Genomic DNA, 17724 nt, shown 5'->3' on the forward strand with positions numbered 1-17724 from the left:
ATGAGTAACGCAAAAAGCCTGTCGGCCGCCCTGTTTGCCGGCATCCTGTTCGGTTTTGGCCTGTCTGTCGCACAAATGATCGACCCGGCCAAGGTGGTAAACTTCCTGGATATTTTCGGCACCTGGGATCCCTCCCTGGCCTTTGTCATGGGTGGCGGCCTACTGGTGAATGCCATCGCGACGCCGCTGATTCTCAAGCGCGGCAGACCGATTCTGGCCGAATTCTTCCGGGTACCCGCGAAGAGCCAGGTAGACCGGCGCATCGTGATAGGTGGCGTGCTGTTCGGCGCAGGCTGGGGCCTGGCCGGCTACTGCCCGGGGCCGATGATCACTTCACTCAGCTTTGTGGATGGCAGCATTCTGACCATCTTCGTCGCCTACGTCGTCGGCACACTGGGCGCCAAATTTGGCCTGGCCAAATACGAAGACTATAAGCACCAGAAGCATCAGGCGAACGAGGCCTGCGTTGGCTAAGGGTTCTGCTTAAGGCGATACGCTCAAACCCGGCTTCGGCCGGGTTTTTTGCATCACCCATCATATTTCAACTCCAAATGCCCGTATATGATCATTGCCGCTTGAATTGGCGCTGATAAAGCGAGAAGCTGGCCGCACTGTGTTTGAACCGCAGGGAACCCGATCAGCTACACTGACGATGACCGAAACAGGCAGACCCACACCCTATGACCCGAAGAGCTTCACCGAACCCATTCGATGCACCCCTCACCCGTGCGCTGATTACCGTTGCTGCCGTAATCGTCATCATAGCCGGCATGCGCATCGCACAACCCATACTGGTACCCTTCCTGCTTGCGCTGTTTCTGGCTGTTCTTACCACCCCCGCCGTGCGCTGGCTGGTGCACTACCGGGTACCTACCCCACTTGCCATAGGGGCGGTGGTGCTTTTGGTATTTATCGTGCTCTACGGCATCAGCAGCCTCGTCATCTCGTCCACTGAAGAGTTTTTCACACGCATGCCGGAATACGAAGAGAAGCTCGAGGGCTGGCTGCAACTGCTGCGAGAGCGGCTCCCCTGGCTATCGGGTGATCTGCGTACCAGCCTGCAAAGCATCGCGCCGGATTCGGACAATCTGCTGGGGGTTGTCAGCGCCCTGTTTTCAGGCCTGGGCGGTATCCTGCTGGCCCTGGTGTTGACGGTGTTTATCCTGATTTTCATGCTCGACGAAGCCCAGGGAGCCCACGCCAAATTGAACCGGGCGCTGGGCGATGATCGTTCTGCCGAATATGCCCGTCGCTTCACGTCTATGGTACAACGCTATCTGGTGATCAAATCGTTCATCAGCGTCATCACCGGTTTGCTGGTTTGGGGGTTTCTCAAACTTCTCCAGGTCGATTACCCCATTCTTTGGGGTACCCTGGCCTTTGTCATGAACTTCATCCCCAACATCGGCTCTCTCATCGCGGCCATTCCCGCGGTTTTTCTGGCCACCGTGCAACAGGGCTTTAGTGGGTTCGCCATCAGTTTGATTGGCTTTGGCGTCATTAACGCCCTCATCGGGAATCTTCTTGAACCGCGCATGATGGGCCGGTCGCTGGATCTGTCGACCCTGGTGGTGTTTTTGTCGCTGATTTTCTGGGGCTGGGTACTGGGGCCGGTCGGCACCCTGCTGGCTGTTCCGTTAACGGTGGTGGTGAAGATCGGCCTGGAGGTTTACCCGAAAAGCCGATGGCTTGCGATATTACTGAGCCAGTAGTCAAACAATCACAACAACCGGCACCAGGACGGCACCGGTTGTGAACTCACTATCAAGCCCGGGACATAAACTTCTTCGATTCGGTATTCACCTTAATCCGCTCACCCTGCTCAATGTATTCGGGCACCTGAACGGTTATGCCCCCTTCCAGCAAGGCCGGCTTGGTGCGCGCAGAAGCGGACGCCCCCTTGATGCCGGGTGCCGTTTCAACAATCTGCTTGATCAGCGACTGCGGCAACTCAATGGCAACCAGCACTTCATTGACCACCAGCCCTGTCAGCCCTTCCATGCCATCGTGCAACCAGGCCAACTGATCACCCAGGTCGTCGGTCGACAGCATATGCTGGGCATAGTCTTCGACGTCCATAAAAGTATGCATGTCACCTTCGGAAAACAAATACTGCATGGAGCAGGTAGCGGCGTCCGCCAGGGTCAGAAAGTCATCCCCTTTAAAGGCTTCTTCACGCTTACGCTTACTGACCAGCTCATTCATGGTCATCTTATACAAGGTCGCCGCGCCCCGGGCACTGGGACTATGCACATCAACTTTGCTGATCTTGTACTGGTTACCGTCCAATTCAATAACGTGGCCGGGTTTAATCTCGGGAGCTTTCGGCATGATGGTCTCAACAGGGAAGTGGAAAAGGCCTAAAAACCCGGCAATTCTAGCACTCAGGTTTGTTGTGGCGACAGTGGGTTCTGTGGCATGAGTACTGAGTTAGACGTTCGCGGGCGAAATGGGCTGGGAGGTAGTTTGCAGTTCAGTGCCAATCGGGCCACCGGGTACGCTTACTGGAGGCACGCCGTGAACCCATCCATGGGGGCTCGGAGACCGCATCCATGCGGTCTAACGGCCCCCAGTAAGCGCACCCGGTGTCCCTATGCATCCATCCGGCTTAATTGCAGCGAACTTCTAACTCAGTAAACCTGTGGTTAATCTCAGAAAGTAACCCGCTGGCTCGGATTAGTTGCAAATCAATGGGTTATTCAACCCGTAGCTTTGTGCTGGCTGCCGGGTTGGCCTCTCCGGGGTAGTCTGAGGCATGGATGCCGAAGCCTAGGCCCCATGGACGGGTTGAGTGGGCGGCATCCCGCCCGACCCCGGAGAGGCCTACCCGGTGGCCAGCACGAACTCAAGGCAATAAAGCTAACCGTGCCCTCAAAAGCGCCGTCAGGCGCGGTGTGCTTCCTTGGCCTTGATTCTGTACGCATGCAATAAAGGCTCGGTGTAGCCATTGGGTTGCTGTTTGCCTTCGAGCACCAGCGCCAGGGCAGCCTGGAAGGCGATGTTGTTGTCCGGGTCTTTGGCCATGGGTGTGTAACTTGGGTCGTGGGCGTTTTGTTTGTCGACCACGGCCGCCATTCGCTTCATGGTTTCGATGACCTGGGCTTCGGTACAGATACCGTGGTGCAGCCAGTTGGCCATGTGCTGGCTGGAGATGCGCAGGGTGGCGCGGTCTTCCATCAGGCCAACGTTGTTGATGTCGGGGACTTTTGAACAGCCGACGCCGTGGTCGATCCAGCGGACGACGTAGCCGAGAATGCCCTGGGCGTTATTGTCGAGTTCTGCCTGAATGGCTTCTGCGGTCAGTGAACCCGGGTCAGCCAGCAATGGAATTTGCAGAATGGCATCCAGTGAGGCCGGTTCGCGTTGACGCAGGGTTTCCTGACGCTCGGCCACGCTGATGCGGTGGTAGTGCACTGAATGCAGGGTGGCGCCGTTGGGGGACGGTACCCAGGCCGTGTTGGCACCGACCATGGGGTGGCCCTGTTTTTGTTCGAGCATGGCGGCCATTTCGTCCGGCATGGCCCACATGCCCTTGCCGATCTGGGCTTTGCCTGGCAAGCCTGCCGCGAGGCCGGCATCAACGTTGTTGTCTTCGTAGGCGCTGATCCAGGCTTGCTGTTTCATCTGGGCCTTGGGAATCATTGGGCCAGCCAGCATGCTGGTGTGGATCTCATCGCCGGTGCGGTCGAGAAAGCCCGTGTTGATAAAAACGGTGCGGTCACTGGCGGCTTGAATGCAGGCCGCCAGGTTAACTGTTGTGCGACGCTCTTCGTCCATGATGCCTATTTTCAGGGTCTTGGCTGGCAGATCGAGCGCCTGCTCAATGCGGGCGAACAAGTCGACTGCAAAGGTCACTTCTTCCGGGCCGTGCATCTTGGGCTTAACGATGTAAACGCTGCCGGTGCGACTATTGCGCCGCTCGGTGTTGTTCAGCACATCGTGTTTGGCCGCCAGCGCCGTGACCATGCCATCGAGAATGCCCTCCGGCACTTCTCGACCGTCGCGATCTAGCACCGCGTTGATGCTCATAAGGTGGCCGACGTTGCGCACGAACATCAGGCTGCGGCCATGCAATACCAGCGGGCGGCCGTTCAGGCCCTGATAGGCCCGGTCGCTGTTCAGCGAGCGGGTAATGGTGTGCCCGCCTTTTTCAAACGACTCGCTGAGCGTGCCTTTCATCAGGCCCGTCCAGTTGCGGTAAACCTCGGTTTTATCTTCGGCATCGACGGCTGCAACCGAATCTTCGCAATCCATAATGGTGGTCAGAGCGGCCTCGACCAGCAGGTCTTTGACACCGGCTGCATCGGTTTTGCCAACCGGGCTGGTCGCATCGATCTGGATTTCGATGTGCAGTCCATTGTTTTTCAGCAGAATGGCCGTGGGTGTGGCTTCATCGCCCTGGTACCCCAGGCATTTGGCGGGGTTAGCCAGGCCGGTTCGCGTACCATCGCTCAGTTCGACCGACAGAGTGCCGTGTTCAATCCGGTAGGCCACCGCGTCAGCATGAGAGCCTTTGGCCAGTGGCGTGGCCTGGTCGAGGTGCGCCCGGGCAAAGGCAATAACCTTTGCACCACGTACCGGGTTATAGCCCGGGCCTTTTTCGGCTCCGCCGTCTTCTGAAATGGCATCGGTGCCATAGAGGGCATCGTACAGGCTGCCCCAGCGGGCATTGGCAGCGTTCAGTGCAAACCGGGCGTTCTTGACCGGTACCACCAACTGCGGACCCGCTTGTTCGGCGATTTCGGTATCAACATTGGCAGTGGTGATGGGCCTGACGTCGACCGGGGGCAGCAAGTAGCCGATGTCCTGCAAAAAGGCTTTGTAGTCATCCGCGTCGTGCGGTTCGACGGAGCGCTCGGCATGGTACTGATCGATTTTCGCCTGCAAGGTATCGCGCTGGCGCAACAGCGCCTCGTTGCGCGGCCCGAATTCATCCAGTATGGCCTCAAACTGACCCCAGAAATGAGCGGGCTCAACCCCGGTGCCCGGGGCGATCTCCTGGTCGATCAGGTTATAGAGTTCGGTCGCGATCTGAAGACCGCCGTGTTGAATTCGATCTGTCATGAGTCTGGCCTTTCGCTGTTTGCTTTTTATTCGAGTCTAGGGAGCCCAGCCGGATACGACTAATTTATAAACCTTATAGTCACCATTCACAGCATGAATGGCTTTTTGATCAACGAACGTTTTAGCGACCCCGCCATTCAACATGCCACTAAAACTCGGGGCTTGGGACCTGCTCGGCCACTTCATTGATGAGACGTCGCATCCACCGGTGCGCCGGGTCGTGGTGCAACAACGGGCTCCACACCAGTTTCAGTTGAATGCCGGGAATCACAAAGGGCGGCGCCATGACCCGCAAGCGATCATTATGGGCCTGCAGCAGGGCAGCCCGGGCCGGCAACGTAACCACCAGGTCGTTCTGCTCGGCCAGCAACATGGCGGCCTGATAATGGCGGGTAAAGACAGTGATGTTGCGCTTGCTGCCCAGTTGACCGAGCACTTCGTCCACCCAGCCCAGGCGCTGTACATCAGCCGGATCGACCCCCACACCCACGCCATAGCCGGTTTTACTGACCCAGACGTGCTGCGCCTGCAGGTAGTTCTTCAGGCTGAAGTTTTCCAGAATGGGGTTCTCGGAGCTGACCATGCAGCAGAACTCGTCGCGCCACACGATGGTCTGGTGGAATGACTGGGGGATGTCGTCGAAGCGGTTGATCACCATGTCGACCTTACCCTGCTCGACATCCAGAAAACTGACGTCGCTGGGGGTCATCAGGTCCAGAATGACGTTGGGGGCTTCTTCGCGCAAACGCCGCAACAAAGGCGGTACCAGGGTCGATTCGGCATAGTCGCTGACCATGATGCGAAATACCCGCTGACTGTTTTCGGCATCGAAGTCAGAGCGAGGCTGAATGGCGCGCTCGATGTCCTGCAGCACGGTGCGCAGCATGGGCTCCAGTTGCCCGGCGCGCTCGGTTGGCGTCATGCCCTCACTGGTACGAATCAACAGGGGGTCATCAAACAGGGTGCGCAGTCGGCGCAAACCGTTGCTCATGGCCGGCTGGCTAATGCCCAGTTTGTCGGCCGCCCGAGTCACGCTGCGCTCACGCAGCAGCACATCCAGATACACCAGCAGGTTCATGTCGATGCGGCTCAGCTGCATCCTTTCCTCCTTCCGTTCGCCTGTTCGTCTAAAAATCGTCTTTGATCCGAATTATACCCAAAGCCCACCAATCATTCATACTGTGAATACTGAAAATAATAACTATAAATTGGCCAAATCACCCAAGCGATTTTACTGTGAAGTCAAGGTCGCAGCAGAGACACACCGTTGCAGCAGCGACAACGACAAAAGACTAATACAACTAGACCGAAACACCGAGAGGACATGACCATGACCACTGGAAACTACAACCGCCAAGCTGAGATCGAAGCCATCCAGAAAGACTGGGACATCAACCCCCGCTGGCAGAACGTAAAGCGCACCTACAGTGCTGAAGATGTGGTGCGTCTGCGCGGTTCCCTGAAGCGTGACAATACCGTGGCCACTCGCGGTGCCGAGAAGCTCTGGCAACTGATCAATGAAGGCGGACGCCCGGCCTTTCGTCCTGAAAAAGACTTCGTAAACGCCATGGGCGCGCTGACCGGTGGTCAGGCTGTGCAGCAGGTCAAAGCCGGTATTCAGGCGATCTACCTCTCTGGCTGGCAGGTGGCGGCCGATGCCAACTCTTCTGAAACCATGTACCCGGACCAGTCGCTGTACGCCGTTGATTCCGTACCGACCGTGGTTCGTCGCATCAACAACGCCTTTGAACGGGCCGACCAGATTCAGTGGAAAACCGGCAAGAACCCGGGTGATGAAGGGTACACCGATTATTTCGCGCCCATTGTGGCGGATGCCGAAGCCGGTTTCGGTGGTGTGCTGAACGCCTATGAACTGATGAAAAATATGATTCGTGCCGGTGCCTCCGGTGTGCACTTTGAAGATCAGTTGGCGTCGGTTAAAAAGTGCGGTCACATGGGCGGCAAGGTACTGGTGCCGACTCAGGAAGCGGTTCAGAAGCTGGCTGCGGCCCGCCTGGCAGCCGATGTTGAAGGTGTACCGACTATTCTGCTGGCTCGCACCGATGCCAATGCGGCGGATCTGATCACTTCTGACTGCGACCCCTACGATGCCCCCTTCATCGTCGGTGATCGCACGGCAGAAGGTTTCTACCGCGTTAAAGCCGGTATCGATCAGGCCATCGCCCGCGGCCTGGCCTATGCGCCCTACGCCGACCTGCTGTGGTGCGAGACGGCCAAGCCGGATCTGGACGAGGCCCGCAAATTCGCCGAGGCCATCCGCAAGGAGTTCCCGGATCAGCTGCTGGCCTACAACTGCTCACCGTCGTTCAACTGGCGCAAGAATCTGGACGACGCGACCATTGCGAAATTCCAGACTGAATTGTCAGCCATGGGCTACAAGTTCCAGTTCATCACGCTGGCTGGCATTCACAACATGTGGCACGGCATGTTCAACCTGGCCCACGCCTATGCCCGCAAGGACATGTCGGCCTACGTTGAACTGCAAGAGCAGGAATTCAAAGATGCCAACAAGGGCTACACCTTTGTGGCGCACCAGCAGGAAGTGGGCACCGGCTACTTCGACGACATGACCACGGTCATTCAGGGCGGCACCTCTTCGGTTACCGCACTGACCGGGTCTACTGAAGAAGAGCAGTTCGCCTGATCTGCAAGAAACCTCAGAACAGGATCACACGGAAGTGACCTGCCTCATACGGGCTGCTGACGACCCAGTCACGTTAGCAACCCCCTCCCTCCAGTTCCCGATAAATGCATCGGCAGTCAAATTTGCTTCGTATACACTGCACAGTGAACAGCCTTATTCTGTTAACACTGCTCCTGTAGCGCTCAAATAATAACTGCATTGGACTCTAACACATGATTTCTACCACCAAACTGGCCATTTCAGGCCTTTTTGTTTTTTTGCTGGCCCTCAGCACCATGTCAACGGCTCACGAAATTCGCCCGGCCATCATCGACCTGACTCTCGATGAGAACGGTTCCTACAGCATTGACATTCAAACCAGTGTCGAGACTTACCTGGCGGGTATCGGACCGGACGTAACCGATACGAATAATGCGCCCCAAGCCGCTGAGTATGATCGGTACCGGGCCATGTCAGAGCAAGAGCTGATGCCTGTTTTCAACGCGTTTGCACCCGACCTGATCCGTGGCATACAGTTGCAAGCCGACGGCCTCGATATCAACCTGGCCGAGCCGAACCTGACCTTAACCAGTGAACCGGATCTGGAGCTGGCCAGAGAGGCCGTCATTACGTTTACCGGCACGTTGCCTGTCGGTAGCTCAAGCCTGAACTGGCAGTGGGATGAACAGTTTGGCGGTTCAGCACTTCGGGTCAGTTCCGCAACCGGACAGGAGGTTTATACAGAATACCTTCAACCTGGTGTGGCGACAGGACCTTTTGATATCACAGGCGCCGTGAAACAAAGTGGCTTCTCAATTTTTGCAAACTACCTCGTTATTGGCTTCGAACACATCCTGCCCAAAGGGCTCGATCACATCTTGTTCGTAGTCGGCCTGTTCCTGCTGAGCTCAAGAATAAAGCCGCTACTCTGGCAAGTGAGCAGCTTCACCCTGGCGCATACAGTTACCCTTGCTTTGGGCATGCTGGGTATCGTGACCATACCAGCTGCCATTGTGGAGCCTCTAATCGCGCTCTCGATCGTCTACGTTTGTGTCGAGAATCTCTGGTCACGCAACCTCAGCAAATGGCGACCCGCCGTCATTTTTGGCTTTGGCCTTTTGCATGGCCTTGGCTTTGCCAGCGTTCTAACGGAAATAGGGCTAAGTCCAAATCACTTTATTACAGGCCTGGTCGGGTTCAACATCGGGGTCGAACTTGGTCAGTTGACTGTTATTGCCCTGTGCTTTCTGGCGGTCGGCGTCTGGTTCAGGAATAAAGCGTGGTACCGGAGCTACATTACGAACCCCGCTTCCATCGCGATCGCCTTGATGGCCGGCTGGTGGGTATTTGAACGAACGGTTTACGGTGTTTAAGCATTCACACAAGCTAACGGGACACGGATGTTCCAGGCAGCAGCGTTTGGATGCGTCAGGTCACCCGGGAAGCGCTGCCCAATCGTCGGTGGCCTCTACTGGTAAAAAAGAGGTCTTCGACTGGAAATTCGGTAGCCCCGCGAGTATTCTCTGAGTTCGTTCAAGCCAGCGACGCCAGCGATGACGACCTTTAAGCTCAAATACATCCTTGTTCTATTCCTGGTTATGTTCCAGGTACTAGGGGGTGTATTGGCTTGGGCGGAAACCACAACCATCAGCCACGATCAAACAGTGTCATTGTGTGCCGAGCATCATGTTGAACACTGTGGAATGGCCGACCATTCCGGTCAGTTTCGTTCACACTGCAGCGTTATGGCATGTACCTTACCTCTGGTAGCGCAGGTCACTACCAGTCTGGTCAACGGTGCGCCACAGGCCACAGAGCGTTATACACAACCGCTCAATCATTCCCTCCACTCGGGCTATCATAGCGCTCTCGAACGCCCACCCAGTCTCTGATCCTCAATCATTTAATGACCGTTACGCTCAGACGAGAGGCTAATCCGGCGCCTATCACTGTCACCTGACAGCATACCCCCTGTCTCTTGATGCTCTGACCGTCACTTTATTTCGGATCAATATAGATACTGAGGTCACTCATGAGATCACTGTTTGAACGCCATAGTCATCCTTCCATGATGATACCTGGTGCCGCTACCTACGCGCTTCCGCTTATTGCACTTCTCGTTTTGGGCACTTTAGCCATGGCTATCGCGCCTGCAATCGAGGCCAATGACATGCCAAATCATGTTGATGTCGTTGTTGAAGGGCTATCGGAGAAAGCTCGAACTGGGCAACGAATGTTCAACCAAACCTGTGCATCCTGCCACGGGCTGAATGCTGAGGGATCAGAGGCCGGGCCGCCATTAATCCATTCCATTTATAACGCCGGACACCATTCCAACAAAGCGTTCTACCGGGCAGTAACACAGGGGTCACGGCAACATCACTGGTCGTTTGGCGACATGCCGCCGCAACCCACAGTTGGGTTTACTCAAATGACGTTCATCCTCGCCTTTATTCGTGAGGCGCAGGTGATCAATGACATTTAACAAAAAGGCGCAGGCCGAGAGTGCTCTGGCTGAGTTACCTCAGTTGCACACAATCTCGATCTCAAAATCAGGAGACTAAGCAATGATGATGGATATGAGTTGGGGTTTTCACCTGTTCTGGTGGCCACTGGTCGCTGCACTGGTGGTCATACCTTTATGGCGAATCTGCGAAAAGCTTGGATTTCCGGGCATTCTCAGTGTTCTGGCACTGGTTCCCATACTAAACCTTGGGTTGCTGTACTTTCTTGCATTCAGCGAACCGCCTCACAGCAACAATAATTCTCGCCTGTGAGTGGATTGGGAAGCGTTGGACATAACGCCTGGCATCAGGCCAATTCTGGCGATGTCGTCATTGAGTTCTCTGACACAGCAATTGTTGGCTCACTGGAACTTGCTGTTCCTTTTCTATTTGCAGCACAGCTCCTTGTGTATTCGCAAAACCGTCTGAGCGGTCGGGGTCGCATCGCAAAATGGCTTCATCGGCTAGCGGGAGTTCTATCAAGTGAATGGGGTGGTTGATGATTATGGGCGTTATGAGTCGCATCGCTTCCTGGATGTTGAGGCTGTTTCCCGCAGCCGGTAGCTTGGGTTAAACGAGGACGGTAACAATGAATCTGACACGACGGCAATGGATCAAGAACGGGGCACAATTGACAGCGGCTTCAATGCTGCCCTGGTCACTCTGGGCTGACCAACCACAAGTCCCGCACATCAACATTCAGGCCCGGGAAACGACGGCGTCCTGGTTCGCCGCACCAACCCCGATCTGGGCCTACAACCAACCGAAGCTGACGTTACAACAGGGCGTCATGCAAACACTGCGCGTGACCAACCACTTGCCGGTGCCAACGACCATCCACTGGCACGGAGTCCGTGTTGGCAATGCGATGGACGGTGTGTCTGGCTTGACCCAGGCGCCCATAGAACCGGGTGCCTCTTTTGACTATCAAATAATGTCACCGGATGCGGGCACATTCTGGTTTCACAGCCACCACAATACTATTGAACAGTTGGCACGTGGGCTCTATGGCGCACTGGTCGTTACCGGCAACAACGAGCCTCGCTTCGAGCGGGATTGGCCGTTGTTGATTGATGATTGGAGCCTGAGCAGAAACGGTCGCATCGACCCTGCGTTTGCTAACCGTCACAACCAGTCACACGCGGGTCGAATGGGTAATTTTCTGACCATCAATCACCAGGCGGGCCCTTGGCGGGGCGAGGCAAACGCGGGCGAACGAGTCAGACTGCGGCTGATCAACACAGCCACCAATAGGATTCTGCAGTTACATGCCGCGTTTCCGGGGGCGTTGTGGCTTGCGAAAGATGGCCAGCCGCTCGCCATCCCCGAACCGGTTCCCGAGGTGATTCTCCTGGGGCCTAGCGAGCGTTGGGATATAGGCTGGATCGCCCGTGACGCCGGCCAACTACTGGAAGTTAGTGGTGATGAGCCCCTGCTCGTTGCACAGGTTGACCTAAACCCGGCTGAAGGTACAGGTGTCCCGGCTTACCCGGATGCGATGGCTTTGCCGGCTAACCCCATGCCTCACGTGCCTGCCGGTGTAAACCAACGTGTGCCGGTAACCCTCGAAGGCGGAGCGATGGGGCGGTTGCAGACGGCTCAATTCCAGGGAGAGCCCCATAGCTTTAGAGAGCTGGCTGCAAGAGGCCAGTTCTGGGCGATCAGTGGCCAAACGGGCATGCCTGAAGCACCCCTCTTTCGTGCCCGACAGGGAGAGTCGGTTGAACTGCTGCTCGACAATCGCACGGCCTTTCCACACACCGTGCATTGGCATGGTCATCATGTCTGGGCGGATGGGCGCTGGCATGACAGCCTGACCCTGTTAAGAGGTCAGAAGCAGTCTGTCCGATTGATGGCCGGAAATCCGGGTAAGTGGCTTATCCATTGCCACATGATAGACCACCAGGCAACCGGGATGATGACCTGGTTTGAAGTTGTTTAACAACAGTAACGGTGCAAACAGAAACAAGTATAGGGTAATGCCATGAAATTTATTTGGATAACAACTGCAATATTGGGCCTCGCTGCCTGCACAGACAATCAGGAGACTTCGCGGAACGCGGGCGAAACCATCGATACTTCCAGTATCTCACTCGAACCGAAAGCGGGCACGGGACGATGGTACACACAAGATGAGGTAACGCGTGGAAAAGAAATTTTTGGGGAAAACTGCGCTGGTTGCCATGGACAAAATGCTGAGTCCACACCCAATTGGAAAACAGTGGCTGCGAACGGCCAGTACCCACCACCCCCGTTGAATGGTACAGCCCATGCCTGGCACCACCCATTGGGTGTGCTCAAAATGGTTATCGAACAAGGTGGAGAACCGGTAGGTGGCGTTATGCCTGCCTGGGGCGACAGATTAAGCGACCGTCAAATCATAAATGTGATCGCCAGTTTTCAAAGCTACTGGTCGGATGACATCTATCAGCTCTGGCTGGAACGTGAACAGTCCAGCAGTGACAGACAATAGTCTACAGGGAAACAAGGCTTCCAAACTGGACGATTAAAAGTCGGAGGGCTTATGGCAAGTGAGAAAGACAGAACAACGCATTACCGGGAAGGCAGCCTGACGCTGGCTGGGACAGTAATGCTGGGGACGGGCGTCATGATCGGTGCCGGTATCTTTGCGCTCACCGGGCAAATGGCACAGATGACCGGCGCCCTGTTTCCGTTGGCGTTTCTGGCCGCAGCGGTCGTTGTCGGCTTTAGTGCCTACTCCTATATAAAAATCTCCAATGCGTACCCGTCCGCCGGGGGCATTGGAATGTATTTGCACAAAGCCTACGGGAATCGCCTGCCTACAGCGTTTAACGCCTTGTTGATGTACTTTTCGATGGTGATCGCGCAGAGTTTTCTGGCCCGCACCTTCGGCTCCTATACCATGCAGCTCTTTGGTGGCGATGAAGGTGGTCGCCTGGTTCCCATTCTCGGGGTGTCGCTCATGCTCGCCGCTCTCCTGATCAACCTGCTTGGCAACCGAATGATTCAGGGGGTGGCTTCCTTTATTGGGATCTTGAAGATCACGGGCATTGTGATTTTCGGGCTGGTGGGAGTCTGGATTTCCGACAGCATCTCCGTCGATTTCTCCACCCCTGGAGAGGCTGGATCCCTGGGTAATTTCTTGGGGGCGACGGCTTTGGGGATACTGGCGTTCAAGGGCTTTACAACAATCACCAACAGCGGCTCAGAGGTGCAAGACCCCCATCGCAACGTTGGCCGTGCTATTGTGATCTCCATCGCGGCGTGTGTAGTAATCTATACCTTGGTCGGCTTTGCCGTTTCCAGCAATCTCTCGCTGCCTGAAATCATTGAAACACAAGACTACTCCCTAGCGGCGGCGGCGCGACCGGCATTGGGCGATTACGGGGTTTGGTTCACCGTGGCTATTGCCATGATGGCCACCGCCGGTGGCATTCTTGCCAGTATTTTCGCGGTTTCGCGAATGCTGGCCATGCTGACAGAAATGCAGTTGGTGCCTCACAGTCACTTTGGCATGCCAGGGAGCATTCAAAAACACACGCTAGTCTATACCGTCGTGTTGGGGCTGATTCTTACAGCATTCTTTGATTTATCCCGAATTGCTGCACTGGGTATTGTGTTTTACTTGATTATGGATATTGCCATCCACTGGGGCGTACTTCGCTACCTGAAAGCTGATGTTAAAGCACAGGCTTGGGTGCCCTTGATGGCCATTCTGCTGGACTTACTCGTCCTGGGTGGCTTTGTCTGGGTGAAGCTAAACACCGATCCATTTGTAATTGGTGTGGCGGTCGTCACCATGATAGTGATCGCCACAGCGGAACAGGTCTTCCTGAAAAAATCGCCAGAATCTGCGCAAGCAGAAGACGAAAAGTCTGACGATCATCATCACCGCTAATGTGCATTTGGCTATTGCCCAAATGAAATCGAACGATGTTTAGCACTCAACCGGGGCAATGAGGATCGTCTAACAGATTGGTGAAGTAGTCGAACCAAGGTTCCGTCGAAAAGGGGAATGAATATTAGTATTTACACATACAACCCTTTAATGCGGTACAGATATCCTTCACTGTATGCAGACATCTAGATGTTCCAACTTGCAAAACCTGAAAGAAGGACAGACAACCATGAGTTACACCATCAACCGACTGATCCAGAACGCCGATTTCGATACTGTCGACGCTCGTACCCGTAAAGCCCTGGCAGACCAGGGGTTTGGCGTACTGACAGAAATTGATGTTCAGGCCACCATGAAAAAGAAACTGGATAAAGAGATGGCTCCCTATCGAATTCTCGGAGCCTGCAATCCGACAATGGCATTTGAGGCCATCGGTCTTGAACCTCGCGCTGGTGCGATGTTGCCCTGCAACGTCATTCTTCGATCGATTGGAGACGGCGTTGAGGTAAGCGCAATAGACCCCGTGGCCTCAATGAGCGCAATAGAAAACGATGAACTGAAAGCGGTTGCCGGTCAGGTACGGGACTTGTTAAGTAAAGCAGTTATGTCTGTGTAGTAAGGCTGGCAATCGCCCTGCCTAGCTGGCAGGGCACTTTATTAACATTAACACCGGATTCAACCGTCGAAGCCCATCTCACACAGCCCGACGTCGATACTGCCGGTAACGCGGTGTCCAGAAGTTCGCCTCGATGGTTTCGCGGACCTGCTCTTCGCTGCTCATCAGGGCTACGCCATCGGCCTGAGCCTGACGGGCGACTTCAAAAGCAATTAGTTTGCTGGTTTCGCGAATATCGGCCAATGGCGGTAGCAGTGCGCCCTCGCCGGTTTGCACCATGGGAGCCTGATTGGCGAGCGCCTTTGACGCCGCCATCAACATGGAATCGGTGATACGTTCAGCACCGACGGCCAGCGCACCAAGCCCAATGCCCGGAAAGATGTAGGCATTGTTGCACTGAGCGATGGGGTAAGTCTGGCCATTGACCCTTACCGGCCCAAACGGAGAGCCTGTTGCTACCAGCGCCTGGCCATCGGTCCAGGCCAGCACGTCGGCCGGGGTGGCCTCGACTTTGGATGTCGGGTTCGACAATGGCATGACCACAGGCCGTGCACAGCCCGAATGCAATGCCTTAATGACGTCTTCAGTGAACAAGCCTCTCTGGCCTGAGACACCGATCAGAATGGTTGGTTTCGCCTGTTTCACGACATCCAGCAAGTCGGTACCAGACCAGCCGGCAACCAAATCGGCTGGCTGGGCTAGCCGCGCCTGAAAGTCATAAAGGTCTACCATATCGCTGGTCAGCAACCCAAAGCGGTCGACCATAAAGACCCGCTTTCGGGCTTCGGCTTCGGACAGGCCTTCATCCTGCATCGCCACGATGATTTGCTCGGCAATACCGCAGCCGGCGGAACCGGCACCCACGAACGCAACGCGCTGTTCGCTGACCGGCTCGCCTTTGGCTTTACAAGCCGCCAACAGGGTTGCCACACAGACCGATGCCGTTCCCTGAATGTCATCGTTAAAGCAGCACAGTTCTTCGCGGTAGCGTTCCAGCACCGGCATGGCGTTGGTCTGGGCAAAATCTTCGAATTGCAACAGGGCATCGGGCCAGCGGCGTTTTACAGCCTGAATGAATTGTTCAATAAACGCATCGTACTCGTCCTGGCTGATGCGGTTATGGCGCCAGCCCATGTACATGGGATCGTTCAGCAGCGTCTGATTGTTGGTGCCTACATCCAGCATGATCGGCAGCGTATTGGCCGGGCTGATACCACCACAAGCGGTGTACAACGACAACTTGCCGATGGGAATGCCCATGCCACCGATGCCCTGATCACCCAGGCCCAGAATGCGCTCGCCATCGGTCACAACGATGACTTTCACGTTGTCTTTGGTGGCACTGCGCAGCATGTCATCCATGTGATCGCGGTCCGGGTAGCTGATGAACAGGCCCCGGTGGTTGCGATAGATATTGGAGAACTCCTGACAAGCCTCGCCCACCGTCGGGGTGTAGATGATCGGCAGCATTTCCTCGAGATGATCTTCGAGCAAGCGGAAAAACAGGGTTTCGTTGTCGTCCTGAATCGAACGCAGGGCGATGTGGCGGTCCAGATCACTCTGGCACAACTGGTACTGACGGTAGGCCCGCTCGGCCTGCTCTTCAATGGTCTCCACGTTTTGTGGCAACAACCCGATCAGATTGAACGAAACGCGCTCTTCCTGAGTGAAGGCACTGCCTTTGTTCAACAACGGAAGTTCCAGCAGGGTTGGTCCGGCGTAGGGAATATAAAGCGGGCGTTTTTCAGAATTACTCATAATGGGCAGGTCTGTTCCATGTCATTAATCGGATTTAACGGTCACTAATGGACGTATTTTAGCATCAATACAGCACCCTGTTCCCGCCACCGCCGGGTAGAATTCCCGGGACAGGCAGCGGGAACCTGCGTTCCAGACAGCGAACCCGGGCCTTTAGTCAGGGGTCTGGTTGGCATCCAGTGCCGCTTCAATAACGTCAGCGCCGATTTGTGGTTCGTACTCCTGCCATAGGGGCTTCATGGCATTCTGCCATTGGACCAACTGCTGCAATGTCGGCTCATGCAAGGTCACGCCTGACATGGAGGCAATGGCGGCACGGTCGTTCTGGTTTTTCGCCAGTGCCACTGCATTGCCGTATTTCACCGACATCTCCATAGCAAAGCGAAACTCCTGACGTTGCTCTGCCGTCAGGCTGTTCCAGAAATCGGTATTGGTGATCACCATGTAATCCAGTACGCCATGATTCGATTGCATCATGAACGGCTGGTGCTCATAGAAGGCCTGCGAATAGATGTTCGACCAGGTGTTCTCCTGCCCCTGAATCTCATTATCGGCCAGTGCCTGGTAGACCCGACCAAAGGCCATGGGTACAGCTTCGGCATCGAGCAGTTCAAACTGCTTTTGCAACACTTCAGAGGTCATTGTCCGGAAGCGCAGGCCCGCCAGGTCATCTGGCCGGGTGAAATCCCGATTCGCGGTCAACTGTTTAAGGCCGTTATGCAGATAACCCAGCCCCAGAATGCCATCTGACTGCATATGGGTCAGCAGGTTAAGACCGGTCGGGCTGTTCTGAAAGCGCTCAACCGCTTCCATGTTGGCGAACAGAAAGGGCAGGTCATACACCATCAACTGCCCGGTATAGGCTTCAAACTTAGACAGTGACGGGGCCGCGAAGTGGATGCGACCCTCTGCAATGGCCACTACGGCTTCGTCGTCGTCCATCAGTTCGGTATTGGGATATATCTCAATTTGAAACTGATCCCCCATCCGACGCTCAATCATCGATTTGAACATCAGTGCCATTTTGCCTTTGGGTGTGTTTTCACTGACAACGTGAGAAAAAATCAGGGTTTGGGGTTCAGCCGAAGCAAACCCGGCAACCAGAACGCAAGGCAATGCGAGTCGCAACCAGCGAAGAGAGAGCAGCGTCATGAGCGTTTCCTGTGATTAAAATTATTGTAGTGGTAGGTCGCCGCAGCGCCAACCCGAATCACAAGCAAGAATGGCGCCACTGCCACAAGGCCGTGACGGCGCGAAG

Annotated in this window: 15 protein-coding genes; 10 read left to right on the forward strand and 5 right to left on the reverse strand. The window is 55.4% G+C overall.

What is annotated here, in order from left to right; all coding sequences use genetic code 11:
* Both ABJT94_RS02230 and ABJT94_RS02235 read left to right on the forward strand, forming a co-directional pair.
* The gene (locus tag ABJT94_RS02230; protein WP_348477434.1) at nt 1-474 is read left to right on the forward strand and encodes a YeeE/YedE family protein; all 474 of its coding nucleotides are present in this window, start codon (nt 1-3) and stop codon (nt 472-474) included.
* Nucleotides 475-680: 206 nt separating this feature from the next.
* On the forward strand, nt 681-1712 hold the full coding sequence (locus ABJT94_RS02235; RefSeq protein ID WP_127556006.1) for an AI-2E family transporter: 1032 nt from the start codon (nt 681-683) through the stop codon (nt 1710-1712).
* Nucleotides 1713-1764: 52 nt separating this feature from the next.
* Here ABJT94_RS02235 and yeiP read toward each other — a convergent pair whose 3' ends face one another.
* From yeiP to ABJT94_RS02250, 3 genes are all read right to left on the reverse strand, one after another.
* Nucleotides 1765-2331, reverse strand: coding sequence for an elongation factor P-like protein YeiP (gene yeiP, locus ABJT94_RS02240; protein ID WP_348477435.1), 567 nt, complete (start codon nt 2329-2331; stop codon nt 1765-1767).
* 552 nt (nt 2332-2883) lie between these two features.
* Nucleotides 2884-5064 carry a malate synthase G gene (locus ABJT94_RS02245; RefSeq protein WP_348477436.1) on the reverse strand — a complete coding sequence of 727 codons (2181 nt, stop codon included), beginning with the start codon at nt 5062-5064 and terminating at the stop codon, nt 2884-2886.
* A gap of 148 nt (nt 5065-5212) precedes the next feature.
* Nucleotides 5213-6163 carry a LysR family transcriptional regulator gene (locus tag ABJT94_RS02250; RefSeq protein WP_127556009.1) on the reverse strand — a complete coding sequence of 317 codons (951 nt, stop codon included), beginning with the start codon at nt 6161-6163 and terminating at the stop codon, nt 5213-5215.
* Between the two features lie 231 nt (nt 6164-6394).
* Here ABJT94_RS02250 and aceA point away from each other — a divergent pair, with 231 nt between their 5' ends.
* The 8 genes from aceA (at nt 6395) to ABJT94_RS02290 (ending at nt 14708) form a co-directional block, all read left to right on the forward strand.
* Entirely contained in the window at nt 6395-7729 is a 1335-nt protein-coding gene (gene aceA / locus ABJT94_RS02255) for an isocitrate lyase (RefSeq protein ID WP_348477437.1), read from the forward strand.
* Between the two features lie 212 nt (nt 7730-7941).
* Nucleotides 7942-9081 carry a HupE/UreJ family protein gene (locus ABJT94_RS02260; RefSeq protein WP_348477438.1) on the forward strand — a complete coding sequence of 380 codons (1140 nt, stop codon included), beginning with the start codon at nt 7942-7944 and terminating at the stop codon, nt 9079-9081.
* 659 nt (nt 9082-9740) lie between these two features.
* On the forward strand, nt 9741-10193 hold the full coding sequence (locus ABJT94_RS02265; protein ID WP_348477439.1) for a cytochrome c: 453 nt from the start codon (nt 9741-9743) through the stop codon (nt 10191-10193).
* An 82-nt stretch (nt 10194-10275) separates the two neighbouring features.
* Nucleotides 10276-10485, forward strand: a complete 210-nt coding sequence (locus tag ABJT94_RS02270; protein WP_348477440.1) for a hypothetical protein — start codon at nt 10276-10278, stop codon at nt 10483-10485.
* Between the two features lie 316 nt (nt 10486-10801).
* Complete coding sequence (locus ABJT94_RS02275; protein WP_348477441.1) at nt 10802-12154, forward strand: multicopper oxidase family protein; 1353 nt, start codon at nt 10802-10804, stop codon at nt 12152-12154.
* 42 nt (nt 12155-12196) lie between these two features.
* A complete protein-coding gene (locus ABJT94_RS02280) occupies nt 12197-12685 on the forward strand; it encodes a cytochrome c (protein ID WP_348477442.1) in 489 nt (162 codons plus the stop codon).
* A gap of 51 nt (nt 12686-12736) precedes the next feature.
* Entirely contained in the window at nt 12737-14092 is a 1356-nt protein-coding gene (locus ABJT94_RS02285) for an APC family permease (RefSeq protein WP_348477443.1), read from the forward strand.
* 229 nt (nt 14093-14321) lie between these two features.
* Nucleotides 14322-14708, forward strand: coding sequence for a DUF302 domain-containing protein (locus tag ABJT94_RS02290; RefSeq protein WP_348477445.1), 387 nt, complete (start codon nt 14322-14324; stop codon nt 14706-14708).
* 78 nt (nt 14709-14786) lie between these two features.
* Here the strand turns inward: ABJT94_RS02290 and ABJT94_RS02295 are convergent, their stop codons facing one another.
* Both ABJT94_RS02295 and ABJT94_RS02300 read right to left on the reverse strand, forming a co-directional pair.
* Entirely contained in the window at nt 14787-16466 is a 1680-nt protein-coding gene (locus tag ABJT94_RS02295) for an NAD-dependent malic enzyme (RefSeq protein ID WP_348477446.1), read from the reverse strand.
* Nucleotides 16467-16619: 153 nt separating this feature from the next.
* Nucleotides 16620-17618, reverse strand: coding sequence for a DctP family TRAP transporter solute-binding subunit (locus ABJT94_RS02300; RefSeq protein WP_348477447.1), 999 nt, complete (start codon nt 17616-17618; stop codon nt 16620-16622).
* Between the last annotated feature and the right edge of the window lie 106 nt (nt 17619-17724).

It is taken from the genome of Saccharospirillum sp. (genome assembly GCF_039982735.1).
GTDB lineage: Bacteria > Pseudomonadota > Gammaproteobacteria > Pseudomonadales > Natronospirillaceae > Saccharospirillum.